General features: G+C 44.3%; 17 protein-coding genes and 1 pseudogene. 11 read left to right on the top strand and 7 right to left on the bottom strand.

Features of this window, described 5'->3' with window-relative positions:
- From pstB to KUL49_RS00850, 4 genes are all read left to right on the top strand, one after another.
- Positions 1-807: a phosphate ABC transporter ATP-binding protein PstB gene (pstB, locus tag KUL49_RS00860; protein ID WP_131135997.1), complete on the top strand. Its 807-nt coding sequence runs from the start codon at positions 1-3 to the stop codon at positions 805-807.
- A complete protein-coding gene (locus KUL49_RS20745) occupies positions 800-970 on the top strand; it encodes a hypothetical protein (protein WP_155279921.1) in 171 nt (56 codons plus the stop codon). Before pstB ends, KUL49_RS20745 begins: the two co-directional genes overlap by 8 nt.
- The gene (phoU, locus tag KUL49_RS00855) at positions 958-1,674 is read left to right on the top strand and encodes a phosphate signaling complex protein PhoU (protein WP_014948403.1); all 717 of its coding nucleotides are present in this window, start codon (positions 958-960) and stop codon (positions 1,672-1,674) included. The genes KUL49_RS20745 and phoU overlap by 13 nt, the downstream gene beginning before the upstream one ends.
- Positions 1,675-2,014: 340 nt before the next feature.
- A complete protein-coding gene (locus KUL49_RS00850) occupies positions 2,015-3,286 on the top strand; it encodes an inorganic phosphate transporter (protein ID WP_039224609.1) in 1,272 nt (423 codons plus the stop codon).
- Positions 3,287-3,382: 96 nt separating this feature from the next.
- Here KUL49_RS00850 and KUL49_RS00845 read toward each other — a convergent pair whose 3' ends face one another.
- The gene (locus KUL49_RS00845; RefSeq protein WP_131135996.1) at positions 3,383-4,360 is read right to left on the bottom strand and encodes a universal stress protein; all 978 of its coding nucleotides are present in this window, start codon (positions 4,358-4,360) and stop codon (positions 3,383-3,385) included.
- Positions 4,361-4,694: 334 nt separating this feature from the next.
- On the opposite strand from KUL49_RS00845, the gene KUL49_RS00840 reads away from it, so the two are divergent.
- The 4 genes from KUL49_RS00840 to KUL49_RS00825 all read left to right on the top strand — a co-directional run bounded on the left by KUL49_RS00840 (position 4,695) and on the right by KUL49_RS00825 (position 8,107).
- Positions 4,695-5,603, top strand: a complete 909-nt coding sequence (locus tag KUL49_RS00840) for a hydrogen peroxide-inducible genes activator (protein WP_014948406.1) — start codon at positions 4,695-4,697, stop codon at positions 5,601-5,603.
- Between the two features lie 256 nt (positions 5,604-5,859).
- The gene (locus KUL49_RS00835) at positions 5,860-6,390 is read left to right on the top strand and encodes an RNA polymerase sigma factor (RefSeq protein WP_131135995.1); all 531 of its coding nucleotides are present in this window, start codon (positions 5,860-5,862) and stop codon (positions 6,388-6,390) included.
- On the top strand, positions 6,390-7,148 hold the full coding sequence (locus KUL49_RS00830) for a hypothetical protein (RefSeq protein WP_131135994.1): 759 nt from the start codon (positions 6,390-6,392) through the stop codon (positions 7,146-7,148). Before KUL49_RS00835 ends, KUL49_RS00830 begins: the two co-directional genes overlap by 1 nt.
- Positions 7,149-7,165: 17 nt before the next feature.
- A complete protein-coding gene (locus KUL49_RS00825; protein ID WP_131135993.1) occupies positions 7,166-8,107 on the top strand; it encodes a hypothetical protein in 942 nt (313 codons plus the stop codon).
- Between the two features lie 100 nt (positions 8,108-8,207).
- Here the strand turns inward: KUL49_RS00825 and KUL49_RS00820 are convergent, their stop codons facing one another.
- The 3 genes from KUL49_RS00820 to KUL49_RS00805 all read right to left on the bottom strand — a co-directional run bounded on the left by KUL49_RS00820 (position 8,208) and on the right by KUL49_RS00805 (position 10,246).
- Complete coding sequence (locus KUL49_RS00820; RefSeq protein ID WP_131135992.1) at positions 8,208-8,735, bottom strand: hypothetical protein; 528 nt, start codon at positions 8,733-8,735, stop codon at positions 8,208-8,210.
- Between the two features lie 46 nt (positions 8,736-8,781).
- Positions 8,782-9,456 (bottom strand): hemolysin III family protein, encoded by a 675-nt coding sequence (locus tag KUL49_RS00815; RefSeq protein WP_131135991.1) that lies wholly within the window; start codon positions 9,454-9,456, stop codon positions 8,782-8,784.
- Positions 9,457-9,802: 346 nt separating this feature from the next.
- Complete coding sequence (locus tag KUL49_RS00805; RefSeq protein ID WP_131135990.1) at positions 9,803-10,246, bottom strand: MarR family winged helix-turn-helix transcriptional regulator; 444 nt, start codon at positions 10,244-10,246, stop codon at positions 9,803-9,805.
- A 139-nt stretch (positions 10,247-10,385) separates the two neighbouring features.
- Here KUL49_RS00805 and KUL49_RS00800 point away from each other — a divergent pair, with 139 nt between their 5' ends.
- From KUL49_RS00800 to KUL49_RS00790, 3 genes are all read left to right on the top strand, one after another.
- Positions 10,386-10,814: an organic hydroperoxide resistance protein gene (locus KUL49_RS00800; protein WP_014948414.1), complete on the top strand. Its 429-nt coding sequence runs from the start codon at positions 10,386-10,388 to the stop codon at positions 10,812-10,814.
- A 220-nt stretch (positions 10,815-11,034) separates the two neighbouring features.
- Positions 11,035-12,981, top strand: a complete 1,947-nt coding sequence (locus tag KUL49_RS00795; protein WP_131135989.1) for a M1 family metallopeptidase — start codon at positions 11,035-11,037, stop codon at positions 12,979-12,981.
- A gap of 320 nt (positions 12,982-13,301) precedes the next feature.
- Positions 13,302-13,838 carry a redoxin domain-containing protein gene (locus KUL49_RS00790; RefSeq protein ID WP_131135988.1) on the top strand — a complete coding sequence of 179 codons (537 nt, stop codon included), beginning with the start codon at positions 13,302-13,304 and terminating at the stop codon, positions 13,836-13,838.
- 130 nt (positions 13,839-13,968) lie between these two features.
- Here the strand turns inward: KUL49_RS00790 and KUL49_RS00785 are convergent, their stop codons facing one another.
- From KUL49_RS00785 to KUL49_RS21495, 3 genes and pseudogenes are all read right to left on the bottom strand, one after another.
- Entirely contained in the window at positions 13,969-14,571 is a 603-nt protein-coding gene (locus tag KUL49_RS00785) for a YigZ family protein (RefSeq protein ID WP_131135987.1), read from the bottom strand.
- A 320-nt stretch (positions 14,572-14,891) separates the two neighbouring features.
- Entirely contained in the window at positions 14,892-15,299 is a 408-nt protein-coding gene (locus KUL49_RS21500; RefSeq protein WP_321825600.1) for a methyl-accepting chemotaxis protein, read from the bottom strand.
- A gap of 123 nt (positions 15,300-15,422) precedes the next feature.
- Positions 15,423-15,734, bottom strand: a pseudogene (locus KUL49_RS21495) (PAS domain-containing protein); the annotation flags it as partial.
- Positions 15,735-16,221: the final 487 nt, after the last annotated feature.

The following is a 16,221-nucleotide window of genomic DNA, read 5'->3' as shown; positions in this document are numbered from 1 at the left end:
ATGTTGAAGTTGTTTGAACACAATACGCTAAACGTTAACGACATTAGTGAAGAGCAAACCGCGGTAGAGGTTAAAAACCTCAACCTGTGGTTTGGCAATAAGCATGTGTTGAATGACATCAGCATGCGGATCCCAAAAAACAAAATTACAGCGTTAATTGGTCAAAGTGGTTGCGGTAAATCTACACTCATTAGCTGTTTCAATCGCCTTAATGATTTGTATGACGGCTGCAAATATGATGGTGAGATTATTATTGATGGGCAAAACATCAATAGCCGCAAAGTAAATGTGTCACGCCTAAGAACGAATGTGGGCATGGTTTTTCAACGCCCCAACCCCTTTCCTATGAGCATATACGAAAACGTGTGTTATGGGCTTAAGCTTCAAGGTGTAAAAGTTCGCCGACACTTAGACGACGCAGTGGAAGGTGCACTCAAACAGGCGGCGCTCTGGGACGAGGTTAAAGATCGTTTATTTGAATCCGCCCATGTTTTATCTGGCGGTCAGCAGCAGCGTTTGGTGATTGCAAGAGCGCTGGCATTAAAACCCGACATACTACTTCTTGATGAACCCACCTCAGCCCTTGACCCATTGACCACGCTTTTTATCGAAGAACTGATGGATGCGTTAAAAAAGCAATGCACCATTATTATTGTAACGCACAACATGCAGCAAGCGGCTCGGGTAAGCGATTACACCGCCTTTTTCCATCAGGGCAGGCTGATAGAATATGCAGACAGCGACACGCTATTTACCATGCCTGATAAAAAGCAAACCGAAGATTATATAACGGGGCGATATGGATAAGGTAGCAGTAGGTGTGTGTTCTCACATGGGTTTGTACCGCAATGCTGAAGTTTGGCAAGACGTAGCGGTTTGTCACGATAGTTCTGCCACAGGTAGCGGCACGATTGATTGTCGTTATTCGTTATGCTTACGCCGCGAGGAGAAAACACCATGCGACAGGTAGCCTTAAACACGCATATTTCGGGTACATTTAATATCGAGTTGGAAAACTTGCGTAACTCGGTATTAACCATGGGGGGCGAAGTTGAACAGCAGCTGGTGGATACGTTAAAAGCGGTAAAGCACAATCATGCCGCTCTGGCTGAAAAAGTGGTGTTGAACGACTTAAAAATTAACTCCATGGAAATTCAAATTGACGAAGAGTGCTTGCGCATTATTGCAAAACGTCATCCTACCGCCAGCGATCTACGTTTAATTATGACCATCTCCAAAGCCATTACCGATATAGAGCGAATGGGCGATGAAATCGAGCGTATAGCCAAACTAGTAACGCGCAATAAGTTGCCAAGCTCAGATACCATCAAGAGCAGTATGTTGCTTATTGGTGAAAGGGTAGCCGCCATGATGCGTGGCACATTCGATGCTTTTGCCCGTCAAGATGAGGCTGCTGCATTAGAAGTGTATGACCAAGACAATCGCATAGACAGTGAATATAAACGGTTACTGTCATATACCACGTCCGAAATGCAAAAAAGCACCGACGATATGCAGGATTGGCTAGATGTGTTGTGGGCAATGCGTTCATTAGAGCGAATAGGTGACAGATGCAAAAACGTGTGTGAGTATGTGGTTTATCTTACTCGCGGTACAGATGTAAGGCATACGCCGCTGGAAAATATGCAGCAAAAATTGGAAGATTTGACGTGATCCTGTCCAAATGGTCAGCACGATTTTGCGTTTCAATAACCTAATATGGATGTTTGTGAAATTTATTTGTCATAAAACTGAAATATTTGGTGGTTTTATCATCGTATTCAAATAATTCCGCATACTTTTATCGTTTTTCAGTGATTTTCGCTATGGCTTCTAAGATGATTACGTTATCATGCGCCGCAGCCAAGAACAGATCGTGCAAAATTTAATCGAACCTTATGATAAAACACAATTTGTCTTTAACTTCTTTCTCTAGCCTTTGGGGTGAAGAGATCATGCTACTTACTCAAGTAGCGTCCAGCCTAAATCGCGTTTAGATCGGGAGCGATTATCCGTGGAATTTTTTGAAAGTTATGGCCTAATTCTTATAATCCTTGCCGCTGGCGTTGGTTTCGTCATGGCATGGGGTATTGGAGCGAATGACGTTGCCAACGCAATGGGTACGTCAGTAGGTTCTAAAGCTTTAACCATAAAACAAGCTATTATCATTGCAATGATATTTGAGTTTGCTGGTGCCTACCTTGCAGGTGGTGAAGTAACGTCTACTATTCGAAAAGGAATTATCGACTCAACCTATTTCATAGACATACCTGAATACCTTGTATTAGGCATGATCTCGTCACTACTTGCAGCGGGAATTTGGCTAGCAGTAGCGTCGTGGTTGGGGTGGCCTGTATCTACAACTCACTCAATTATCGGTGCAATCATCGGCTTTACGGCAACTGGCGTCAGCATGGACGCGGTAGCTTGGGACAAAGTGGGTGGTATTGTTGGTAGTTGGGTAGTAACCCCAGCTATTTCAGGCATCATTGCTTATCTTATTTTCATGAGCGCGCACAAGCTCATTTTCCAAACAGCCTCACCGTTTGCAAATGCCAAGCGTTATGTGCCGTTTTATATGGCGTTAGCGGGCTTTGTTATGTCGCTTGTTACTATCAAGAAAGGCCTTAAGCACGTTGGTTTAGAGCTAAGTGCCGTTAACGGATATGTGCTGGCGATTGCTATTGCCGTAGCGTTGGGCTTCTTGGGTAAATGGTTTATCGGCCGTATGAAGTTCAGCGGTTCTGAAGATGCAGACCTACAGGCGGCTAACGTTGAGAAAGTATTCGCACTGCTAATGGTAGTAACAGCCTGTTGTATGGCGTTTGCCCACGGTTCAAATGATGTAGCTAACGCTATTGGGCCATTGGCTGCGGTAGTTAGCGTAGTAAGTAGTGGCGGCGAAATTAACTCTAGCACTACACTTGCACCTTGGATCCTGCCTCTTGGTGGTTTAGGTATTGTTGCGGGTCTTGCGCTATTTGGACATCGCGTTATCAAGACCATTGGTCAAGGTATTACACACTTAACACCAAGCCGCGGTTTTGCAGCAGAACTCGCTGCAGCGTGTACGGTAGTTATCGCATCGGGTACGGGTTTACCTATTTCGACTACCCAAACGCTTGTAGGAGCGGTACTAGGTGTGGGTCTGGCGCGTGGTGTATCAGCGCTTAACCTAGGCATTGTGAGAAATATTGTCGTATCGTGGATTGTTACGTTGCCTGCAGGCGCAATCCTCTCGATTATTTTCTTCTACATTCTTAAAGCGTCGTTTGGCGTAGCGTAAAACACAGCGCTTACAAACGTTCGTATTAAGCGAAAAGAATTAAAAAAGGCCGTGCTTGAAGTGAAGCACGGCCTTTTTGTTTGTGGAATGTTTTCTTTAATCAATAGAGATAGGCGTTTCGAAGCCACGGGGTTTAACACCCACAACGGCGCACTTAAGCTGATGGATAGTTTCTTCTGCGGTGTCGCCCATGATGTAGCCAGGCACACCTAAACGTGCCACTGTGCCCATAACAATAATGTCGGTATCAAGGGATGTGGTAGTGGCTGCAATTTCTCTTCGAGGGTAACCGTGAACAATGTGCTTCTGAGGTTTCAAATACTCTAATACATTGTCATCCAATTCATTGCCTAGTTCTTCAAGCAATTTGTCTAGTTCCGATTCACGCTCGGCATGGATTTTTGCAAGATCGGTTTCCATTCTGTCGTTATCAACCGATATAAACCCGTCTCTTGCTATGTTCTCAGGAACCGCATCGAAAACGTGGACAATGTGCAGCTGTGCAAATTCTAACAAGGCTATTTGGCTTGCGTGACGCAAAATGTCGCGATTAAGCTCGCGCCTAATAGACACTTCATGTTGAGGATAGTGATAGTTCAAATCCAGTGCTGCAACTACGTTTTTGTACTGACTGCGAGGCTTGTGGTTAATGATCCAAACCGGGCAAGGGCACTTGCGGAATAAACGCATATCTAAGCTTCCGAATAACTTATCTAGAAAGCTCTCTTCTGCCCGTTTAATTACTAGATCGATATTGTTCTTTTTTACATAACGCACAACGTCAATAAGCGGCTGACCTACCGTTACCGCGGTAGACACAGGATAGTGTTTTCCCCAGCTTTCCGCTTGTTCTTTTAACCAATGCTGGGCTTGGGTTTCCATGGTTTGCTGAGAATCAACATAAGAGAAAGACTCCATGACCATACTGGCGTTGGGCGGCAAAGATTCTAACGAAAGCATAATGGTAAGCGAGGCTTGATGCGCTTTGGCGATATGCAGTGCTTGGGCTACCGTATCATCTTGACGATGAGAGTCGCTTAATACACATAAAATGTTCTTATAATGTCCTTTCATACTGCCCTCAATAGTTAATCGCTCTATTGACTGAATGATACAAGAGCGGGTCTTACTTCGCTGTAAAAATATGTTGCGTATAATGCTTTAACTTTAATCCTAACGCTACTTATGGGGGCTTTCCAGCGGGAAATGTCAAATTCTCAAAAGCTTCTTATAGATTGCACAATAAACAGAATTATCTACCTCTTTTTAAGATGTTGTGTACGTACAGCTGCGAATAATAGAAGATCGCTCTCGTTAACCATGGGTATCAACCCTAGGCGCTATTTAATCTTTATGTTAGATTAATCCAATATTTTTTAATCCTTTTTTAAATAATTGTGAGATGCCCATGAAATGGCCTAATCTTAAGCACCTGCACTATTTGGTGACGCTACATCAAGAGCAACATTTTCACCGTGCTGCACAGCGCTGTAACGTAAGTCAGTCAACATTGAGTACGGCCATTCAGAACCTTGAAGAGCACTTCGGAAGCCAACTTCTTGAGCGTGAACATAAAACCTTTGTGTTTACATCGTTGGGACTAGATATCGTTGAACGCAGTAAAGTGCTACTTCAGGAAGCGGGAGAGCTGGTTGAGTATGCGCAAAACGCAGGCAATTGGCAGCGAGGCACCTTAAAATTAGGTGTTATTCCAACCATTGCGCCGTTTCTTTTTGAAGGCATGATGGGAGCGTTTTCTGCATTTTTACCCGAGATCAACTTGGAAATGCAGGAAGACACGACGGAGAAGTTGCTACAGCAATTGACCGACGGCAGATTAGACTTACTTATTCTAGCGTTGCCAATGGAAACACCAGGGTGTAAACAGATGGTCTTAGGGCATGACCCGTTCCATCTTATAGCGCACAAAGATATGGCTGAGCAACTACCTAATCCTGTCGACATTTCAACCTTGCCGAAAAAGAGTATTTTCTTACTTCAGCAAGAGCACTGTATGACCGGGCATGCGGTAAGTGCGTGCAATCTTCAGCACAGCGACCAAATTAGCAGCGTAGCGGCAAGCAGCTTATATACCTTGGTGCAATTAGCGAATAGCAAAATGGGCTACACCTTCTTACCTGAACTTGCGATAAACCAGTCTATTCTTGAGCACACGGGTCTTAAGAGCTTCCCCGCTGAAGAGCAGGGGTTTCGTGAGATTGGCTTAGTATGGCGTTCAGGCACTACGCGTATGCAGCTGTTTCGTCGTATCGGTGAAATTATCTCGCCACTGTTGCCTATTCCCACGTTAAAATAACCTTGGCGCTGAGCGCGCTACCTTTCATATTTATCTAAAGCGGTTAAGCCTATAGGTTCAGCCGCTTTTTTATTGCTGACATCAATTATTGTCTTGTGCACCAACCCCAAAGAAGTTCTTCATCCATCGCTTAAAGCACAGTTTCATTGGCGTTATTCCCTAAATGACAATTTATTTATCAATTAAACAAACTTTTTTGCAAAGCTTATCGACTTAATGGTTAAGTAAAAAACAGAGCGTAAAAACGGGGAACGGCGTGTTTAATAAACGAGATGAAAAACTCGTGGAACAGGCATTAAAGGGTAATAAAAAAGCGTGGTTTACGCTTATATCTCGCTACGAAACCGCTATGTATCAATACGGTATTCGAATGACAGGGAATAGCCATGATGCAGCAGATTTAATGCAGGAGATTTTTATCTCTGTGTTTCGCAGTCTTGCCTGTTTTAAAGGTGAGGGCAGTTTTAAAAGTTGGCTCTATCGCATTGCCCACTGTCGCTGCGTTGAACTGTATCGCAAGCGAAAGCCGCATTCTGACATTAACGATATACAGGCGCCACTTTGCGGTGCGCCATGCCCTGAAATGCAGCTTTATAGCGACAGAGAGAGTAGAGCATTAACGCAGGCTATGCAGACCCTACCTTTGGGCCAAAAGGCGGTGGTGGAATTGAAATTCTTCGGCCACTTCACGTTCGAAGAAATTGCACAGCAAATGGATATCTCAGTAAATACCGCTAAGTCGCGACTTTACGCAGCCTTGGCAAAGTTGAAGTTGGAGTTGGAATAATGACCTTATATGACAAAGAAGCCTTATTCTCAGCTTATCTGGACAACTCGCTTGATAGCGAGCAAGAAAAGCAGTTTAACGCGTTGTGCGAAGCAGATGCTGAATTTGCGCAGGCGGTAGAAAATAGCGCCCGTTTGAACAGCGCAAGAGCAAGCTTCGTTGCTCCGGCGCCTCCCCAATGGGCCAAAGAACAGACCTTTTTTAAGAAAGATGAACCTCGTTCGCTTTCGTCTTGGTTGAGCTTGCCAGGGTGTGCCATGGCCATGTCAGCCTGTGCGCTGTTAGCCGTACTTACTGGCGCTAAGTTGTCATATAGCGATAACGGTGTAGCGCTTACGTTTTCAAACAATGGCGTCAACACAGTGGATGAAATGGTGGAGCAGCGCGTGACACAAGAAGTTGCTAAAGCTTTAGGTGAGCAACGTGATTTCTATCAACAAGCAAACCAAACACTATTCAAAGAATACGCTCAGGCGCTATCTACACAGCAGCAACAAAGCAGTGCAGAGCTTACTAAGTACTTGTTAGCGTCGAGTAGAGAAGAACGCAAACACGACTTTGCCGAGCTTATTAAATTTATCAACGAGCAGCGTATTGACGATCAAAGATTCTATGCACGCCAATTTACGCGTCTACAGGATGAAATTGATGACCTTGAATTAGGGTACAGCGCGGTAAGTTTATCTAACAGCCGTTCTGAAGTGCCATTAACCATGCCGTATGAAACAAACAATCCACAGTCGTCGCTAGATGATTAATGTAATTAGGTGAAATTATGAAACGTTTATTAACTGCTTTACTACTTTGCTCTGCTGCTGGTGGTCTTGCGAACGCACAAAGTACGCAAAAATATGACACGCTATCAAATGAATTAGAAATAATGTCTGGGGTACTCAAAACGTCCTTACGACAAAATGCCGCGACTGATTCTTGGAGAGTGAGTCAAATTGAAACCAGCTATCTTGCTGGGCAGGGGGCGGTATTTACTTTTTCAGTAAGAGGCCAAAGCGGTAACTGGGTACGAGAGATAGAAACGCTGGTAGAAGGATTAGTTGCCACCGTACCACCTGTACCGCCTGCACCACCAGTTCCGTCTGCAAATTCGTTTAGTGATGTAGATGACATTGTGTTTGAAGCAGCCAGAGAGTGGGAAGCTTACGCAGAAGAAACCAGCCATCATTTTTCTCAGGCGTTTGCTGACAACAATAGTCGCTTACGCGACTTGCGCAACATGCAGCGTGAACTTGCCTGGGAAGCAAGAGAAGTAGAGCGTGAACTGCGAGATATTACCTTTGAATTGCGTCACGCTGACGAGGCGCGAAAAAAAGAATTACTCGCGCAAAAAGAGCAGTCTGGAGAGCAGCTTAAGCAATTAGAAGCGAAAGAAAAAAGCATGAAGGATGAGCTTAAAGCAATTGAAAAAGAGCAGACTAAACAAATGGAGGCGCGTAAAGCGCAGCAGCAGCAAGCTTACAAAACGTTTCTGGCCGGTTTTGAGTCGGGCATGAGCGAGACCTTATGCAGATTTGGGTCAGGCTTGCGCGGTCTGCCGGAAAATGAACATATCAGCATGGTGCTGAAAGATTTTGAGATGGACGAGAGTCGCGAGCGCAAAGACCGAATTTATGTATTTACTCGTGCTGATATAGTGCGCTGTGTTCAAGAAAAAATAGACGCGAATAAACTTCTCACCAACGCTAATATTTATCAGTTTTAAATAAATAAGCTCGGCGCACTTATGAGCGCTTTGCTTTGTTAAAACAGCACGCGCGCCTTCGTTAATGAACGTTGATAACGAAGGCGCGCTTTTTATTGGCCTACATTTTAGGTGCAATATGCCCTAATTCTGCTGCCCATGTGAGTTCAGATCTCTTAAGGTTATTTGCCGCACTAGCGCCAAAGCTGTGCAGCGCATTGTAAGCGCTATTAGATGGAACACGGCAATAGTGGCAAAGTGCATAGAATAAAAGGCTACAGCGGTGCTGTGAGCCGTCGCAGTGTAAGTATATCTTCGCTCCTTCGGTCAACATTTGAGATAGTTCATGAAGGTATTGATGCAGATGCGTATCCTCAGTAGGCGATTCTGACGATGGATGTACAAAGGGAACCCATAGCCACTCTAGCCCAACTGCGACAGAATTGTCGCGTATAACTGGCGCATGTTCTTCACTGGTCTGAACCGTTGCAATATGGGTAACACCCAGTGACTTAAGGCGTTCAAAGTCACTTTCAACGGGCTTTTTACCCAAGCATATTTGTCCTGCGTGTAGTGAAAACCACGCAATACCTGGTGTCAACGTAGTGCTGTCTTGCTTTTTCTCAGCGTCTTGCTTGTTTGTTAGCATAAGTTTTTACATGGTTTTGGCATAGCAGCTTAATTTGGGCCTTTTGTTAAACGACAAAATAATAAATTGAAAAGTAGTGGCAGCTACATCCGCCAATCACGAACATGTGCCAAATTGCATGGGTGTACTTTACCTTTTTTGCCACGTAAAAGCACACGCCTACACTGAAACACAGCCCGCCTGCTACCAATAACCATAGGCCAGCACCGGGAAGGGCGACATAAAGAGGGTAGATAAGACCCAGTGCAATCCATCCCATCAGCAAATAAGTCATCACGGATACCTTTGGGAAACGGTGCTGCGCGACGAGCTTAAACGCCACGCCGCCAATTGCCAAGCTCCAGATAATCGCGGTCATAGTAATACCCAACACGCCACCAATCGAAACCAGTAACAATGGTGTGTAAGTACCTGCTATCAATAAGTATATTGCGCTGTGGTCAAATAGCTTAAGCCATCCCTTTGCCTTTTGATGGGAAATGGCGTGATAAAGGGTTGAGCTTAAAAACACCAGAATGAGTGTAGAGCCATAAATAGCTGCAGTGGTTAACGCGAGCGTATCCTCCGCTCGATACAACATAAATACTAAACCCACGATAGCAGCAATAAAGCCAACCCCATGACTAACACTGTTCAGCCACTCTTCCAGTACAGAGTAGGCTTTTGCAGGAATGCTTTTTGATTGCGGCACAGCCTGTGTCTGAATCTGCTCTTGGATCATCACAGCTCCTGTTTTTTTCTTTCTAAGAATAATGGGTAGTAAATGCCCTTAAAGCCTCTTGTCGCACTTTCTCGATAAGACATGCGATCATTTCAGCGACTAACGCTTTCAATTGAAACGTGCAGCTCAGCATTTTCCCTACTACGTCCATTAGGACAATTATAGCGCACACTTGTTCGCTCAATGCGAAAATAATAACAGAAAACGTCAATAATCTGATGACAATCAGATTACAAAAAGAGGTTAAAATACCAATACGCATAGATAATTGCCCACTCACAAGGCGCTGGCAAGTTTCCTAGCAATGCTTGGGAATGTAGGGCTGAGTGGTGATTATCTATCCGGACTAGTTTAAATCTGCATTCTCAAAACAGCCGCCTAATTTGTCCAGTAGGACTTTTAACGTACGGCTTTCATCTGCAGTCATGCCATTAAGCTTGCAGAGCATTTGCACAGGCACGTCTTCTGCTATGGCTTTCTTCTTCTTGCCCGTTTCAGTGAGTTGAACGCGCTTAACGCGTTTGTCGGCTTTATCTTTAGTGACAACTAAAAAGCCTTTGTCTTGTAGCTTTTTAAGAATCAGCGACATAGCACCACCATCTATGGCCGTTCTCTCCAGAAGCTCGGCAATAGTAATGCCGTCATTTTCCCATAGCGCCATTAACGTCACATATTGAGGATAGGTGATATCCAGCGCTTTAAGAAGGGGGCGGTAAGCACGAGTGAATGCATTCGACAGCGTATAAAAACGGTGGCAAAGCTGATTTTCCAACTTCAATAATTCTGACATGACGCTTAACCCTTATCGATACGGCTTTTTCTTAACAATAATATTTTGCATACAAAGAACTTGATCTGCAAGTTGGTTTGGTGATAATTTATTTTGCATGCAAAGTAGTTGTTTAAATAAACCTATGAGGAGAGTAACTATGCATAAACTTCAACAAGTCGTTTATACCGGAAGTGCAACAGCAACGGGTGGTCGTGAAGGAACAGCTAAATCAAGTGATGGTAAGCTAGACCTTAAACTCTCTACACCCAAAGAGTTGGGCGGTGCAGGTGGAGAAGGGACGAACCCTGAACAAATGTTCGCAGCGGGCTATTCTGCGTGCTTTATCGGTGCACTTAAGCATGTGGCTGCATCGCAAAAAATTAAGCTGGCCGATGACATTAGTGTAACTGGCAACGTTGCAATTGGACCTATTGAACAAGGCTTTGCTATTGCAGTAAAACTGACGGTAGATTTGGGCGATATGGACAAAGCACAAGCGCAAGGCTTGGTGGAAACTGCGCATCAAGTATGCCCATACTCAAATGCGACCCGCGGTAACATTGAAGTAGATATTAGCCTTGCTTAATTAAACGGCAAACGAGTCAGCGGTTAACGCAGATAGTTAATGCCCTCGTCAGATAGCTACGCCTTCGTCAGATGGCGTAGCTATCCTGCACTTATTCACGTTAACCCTTACTGCTTTTCGAAATATAGCGCAGTTACAACGCAGCTCTTCGAATTAGAGTCGCCAGTCATATAACAGATTGATACACTGAGATCGTATCAATCATCCTTTAGGAAGTTATATGAAAAAATACGGATTACTGGCTACATTCGTATGCGCGCCTGTTTTGTTCGCATGCAGCGACAACAGCAATGTAGACGCAGCCAAGACAGACAAAGATCAAGCCGTCAGCGTAGGCTCGACTTCAGACACTGAAGCACAAAATGTTGCAGTAGCAAACCAAGCTGACGCGGCTATTGCCTCTGGGGTAGATTATCACTCCTTCGCGAACCCTAATGAGATTCGGGTTACCCATCTCAGCCTAAACCTAACTGCAAACTTTGAGACCAAGCAGCTTGTTGGCGACGTAACGCTTGATGTAAAGCGTGAAAAGCCCGACAACAACACATTGGTGCTAGATACGCGAGCATTGGACATTCAAAGTGTTACCGTAGACGGTGAAAGTGTTCCTTTTGAAATGGGAGAGGTTGACCCTGATTTAGGTACACCTCTTACGATTACGTTACCTAGTTCCGCAAACGCAGTAACGGTTGCGTATTCAACCTCACCTGAAGCGTCTGGCGTACAATGGTTAACGCCAGCGCAAACTGCAGGTAAAATGCACCCGTTCCTGTTTACCCAAGCGCAAGCGGTTCACGCGCGAAGCTTCATTCCGCTTCAAGACTCACCGCAAGTACGCGTAACCTATGACGCGACCATTAAGACACCTGAAGCGCTGTTGGCGGTGATGAGTGCGTCAAACGATCCTACCACCGAGCGCGATGGTGAATATGAGTTCACCATGCCACAGCCTATCCCTTCGTATCTTATTGCGTTGGCTATAGGTGATTTAGAATTTAAAGCCATGGGTGAGCGTACCGGTGTGTATGCTGAGCCTGCGCTACTTGAAAGTGCAGCGAAAGAATTTGAAGACACTGAGGCGATGTTAGAAGTAACAGAAGAAACCTATGGACCTTACCAGTGGGACCGTTACGATCTGCTAATTCTACCACCGTCATTCCCGTTTGGCGGTATGGAAAACCCTCGTTTGTCGTTTATCACGCCAACGGTTATCGCGGGTGATAAAAGCTTGGTTTCATTGATTGCTCATGAACTGGCGCACAGCTGGTCTGGTAACACGGTAACAAACGCTACATGGCGTGATCTGTGGTTAAACGAGGGCTTCACAACCTACTTAACATACCGAATTATGGAAATGATCTACGGCCATGATCGTTTCAAAAAAGAAGCTGTTCTAGGTTATCAAGACCTGGAGAACGATGTTGCCGCATTAGAAGAAAATGATGAGATCCTGGCCATCGACCTTCGTGGTCGCAATCCGGACGATGTTTTCTCAAATATTCCCTATGAAAAAGGCGCACTGTTCTTACGTGAAATTGAACAGAAAATTGGCCGAGAAAACTTTGATGCGTTCTTAATGCAATACTTTAAAGACTTTGCCTTTAAGAGCATTACCACTGACACGTTCATCGCTTATTTAGATGATACCTTATTAAAACAGTACCCGGATAAGCTTGATGCAGAGCGCATTCAAACGTGGATTTTTGAACCAGGCATTCCCGAGGGAGCGCCACAGCCAGAATCTGATGCGTTCACTAAAATCGATGACACACGAAGCGCGTGGCTTTCTGGCGACGTGAAAGCGGCGGATATTGAAACCGCGCAATGGACTGTACACGAGTGGTTATATTTCCTTAACAACATGCCCGAATCGCTAAGCAGCGCACAGCTGGCTGAGCTAGATTCAGCATTTTCACTTACCTCTACTAAAAATAATGAAATTGCTCACAGCTGGTTGATGATTGCAGTAGAGAATAACTATCAGCCTGCGTTTGATCGTTTGTATAGCTATTTGGTGTCGATAGGGCGCAATAAGCTTGTTAAGCCCCTTTACCGCGAGCTATCAAAAACACCTGAAGGCAAGGCGTTTGCTAAACGCGCATTTGAAGAAGCGAAACCGGGCTATCACCCACTTACTGTGAAAGCTAATGAAGGCTATGTGAACTAAGACTTTATTAGACTCATGCGAACCGGTCTTGATAAGAAGACCTTCGTTTTTGTGATAACGACAGTAAAGGTCTACGTTTGTAGATTACCGTTACTTGGCTAAAAAATAAAAGCAGCTCAATTGAGCTGCTTTTTTTGTGTCTGTCACTGGTATAGAAAACGCGAGAGGAAAAATAATAAAAATTTGAACAATTGTTCAAATAAACGATCTGAAAGTTGGGTACAACGTATAGAATTTTACTTTGATGTGTATCTGTACAAAGCAGCTTATCGCGATCTCGCTTGTACTTTGAAGGATTAAACCGACTTTAAGGAGTTTTTATGTATACGCAAAAAATGCATCCAGCAACGACATTTCCCGATGTCTCAGCAACCCTATCCACAGAGGAAACGGTGTCGCTTACCAATAAAGAAGAGGGATGTGATTGGAAAATGGTGGTTGTTTATCGCGGTAAACACTGTCCAATATGTACTAAATTCCTGAACAAATTAGAAGATTATAAAGGTCGTCTACGCGAGCTCAATATTGATTTGGTGGCTGTAAGTGGTGACAGCAAAGCACAGCTCGATGAGCATCTAGACGACCTGTCGATTACGTTCCCTATCGCTTACGGTCTCTCGCAAGAAGATATGGAAAAACTTGGGTTATACATCTCCAAGCCGCGCTCAGATAAAGAAACCGACCACAATTTTGCTGAACCTGCGCTATTTGTAGTGAATGAAAAAAACGACATTCATATTGCTGAAATAGCAAACGCGCCGTTTGTGCGCCCTGACTTAGAGCAACTCGTATCAGGCTTGGAATTTATACGTAACCCAGATAACAACTACCCCATTCGAGGCACCTTTAAAGGATAAGGTCAACAGGCCCTAGTTATGTGAGATAAAAAGGTAAGGCTTTGGTGGTTTTCAGAGCCTTTTTTATTTACATATAGAAACCATCAAAAGCTAGCCCTAATTTTATCGCTTGCTTATTGTTTTCTAGGGCTTACTCGTTTTCAACTGACACTGAAAAAGCAATGGGGGCCATCTGCTTTTTAAAGTCCTCCAGTGCATCTAAAGGTAGCTCAACATTTATTACCACACTGTTTCCATAGTTACAGTTCGCAATTTTACCTTGAGCTTGCTCTACCAAGTGACGTACAAACTGCTCGTGTTTGAAATCGATGTCTACGCTAAGCGGTTCCAGCTTTATCTCTTGTCTTACCTCAAGAGCATCTACGGCTTGCTGTGCTGCAGCCGAGTAAGCCCTTACCAATCCCCCCGCACCTAATTTAATTCCGCCAAAATAACGCGTGACAATAATCATGATGTCGCCGATATCTTTGTGTTGGAGTACATTTAATATGGGTTTACCGGCAGTGCCGCTAGGCTCGCCGTCATCAGCCATCGCCGCGCTACTTGGCGAGTTAGGGTTGCCAAAAACATAAGCCCAGCAATGGTGTCTGGCGTCGGGATACCGTTGTTTCACACTATCTAAAAGCGCCATTGCACTTTCACGAGAATTTGCAAAGCCGGCACAAGCAATGAATTTGCTTTTCTTAATTTCGTACAGGGTTTCAACCTGTTTAGCTGGAACGGGATAAGTCATCAGCGCATTGTAAGCTAAGACAATTTTTTATTTAAGCCAAATAAGGTAAGCAGTGTGTTTTATCGCTTAATAAAACGAAATTTTAGACGACGATAGGCTCAGATAGAACGCAGTGGTCAAAAATACTACTATTTGGCGAATTATTTTGAAAGGTCGTATTTCATTTACTGTTCTAGCGTGGTGCACGCAAAATAACCCCCACAATTAAACGGTGCTAGGCTTGTACGTATGCGTACGCGAAAAATCGGCTGTGTGAAAAAGCGGATTAAAAAAGGGCTGTTGATGATACAACAGCCCTTTTTACTAATTTAACAGGACTGCTAGCGTAGAATACCTGATACAGTTTCAGATACATTCAATGCGCCTTTTTGAATTTCATCAATAATGCTTTGCACTTGCGCAATCTGTTGACTATTTTGGTCAACACTGTCTTTAACGCCTGCCATTTTCTTCGTGGATTTGTCAGCAAGCTTTCTGTTCTCTGCCACTACACTTTCAATCTCCACAGTCGAATCGCTGGTACGTTGCGCTAGCTGCCTCACTTCATCTGCTACTACAGCAAATCCTCTACCTTGATCGCCTGCACGTGCAGCTTCAATAGCAGCATTTAGTGCTAAAAGGTTGGTTTGCTCAGCAATGCCACTGATTGTTGTCACAATGGTTTCAATTTTTAGCGATTGCTCACTCAGTTCGTGCATAAGTTGATTGGTTTGCTCAACTTCTAACATGGCTGTATTGAAAATCTCAACGCTTCGTTGAAGTGACGAGGCTCCTTCATGGGCAATTTGAGACGTCTCTTCTGCCGTTGATACTGCGAGTTCCGCCGCCTGTGCGATTGCATTCTTTTCGTTAATTGCATCGGTAATGTTAGATGCAAATTTAATAACTTTTACTACTCGGCCCGAAGCGTCAAACACGGGGTTGTACGTTGCTTCCAACCACAATGCGTTACCGTGCGCATCTACGCGCTCAAACTGACCTGAAGAGAAATTACCGCGGGCAAGGTTATCCCAAAAATTAGGATTTTCTTGATAAAACTTATCGCGACAGAACATGCGATGGTGTTTACCTTGAATGTCGGCCAAACTGTATTTCACTGTTGCAGTAAAATTCTCATTTGCCGTGATAATTGTTCCATCAGGATGAAACTCAATTACCGCCATCGACTTGTTTAGTGCGTCAGTCACTGCTTTACCGGCAAAATAGGCGTTTTCATGTTCAGTGATATCGTGGTAAATGGCATGAATTTCTGTAACGCCATGCTTATTCACCGCTACATAGCTTGCCTTAAGCCACTTCGTTTCACCTAACGCCGATTTTCTTGCAACCGTGTCGCTAAAGCTGCCGCCATTGACTAAGTGTTGCCAAAACGATTTGTACTGTGACTCAGGTTCAACACCTTCAACGCGCATTGCCGCATGGGAAAACGACGTTGCGGTTGAATTTGGGTAATCCAAAATGGAAAGTAATACGGGAGAGGCAAATGTGCACTGTCCATCAGTACTATAGATGGCATAGGCCATTGTATTTTTGAACGCATCCAGCGTGCCAAGCAAGCCTTGGCTCTCGTCCCTAAGAGCCGAAATGTCATTATTGTATCGAGAACTTGATACGAGCATAACGTCTCCGAAAATTACAAGTATAATTAAG

It is taken from the genome of Alteromonas sp. KUL17 (genome assembly GCF_006538305.1).
In the GTDB taxonomy this organism is placed as follows: Bacteria; Pseudomonadota; Gammaproteobacteria; order Enterobacterales; family Alteromonadaceae; genus Alteromonas; species Alteromonas macleodii.
This window is presented reverse-complemented; position numbering and strand designations above follow the sequence as displayed.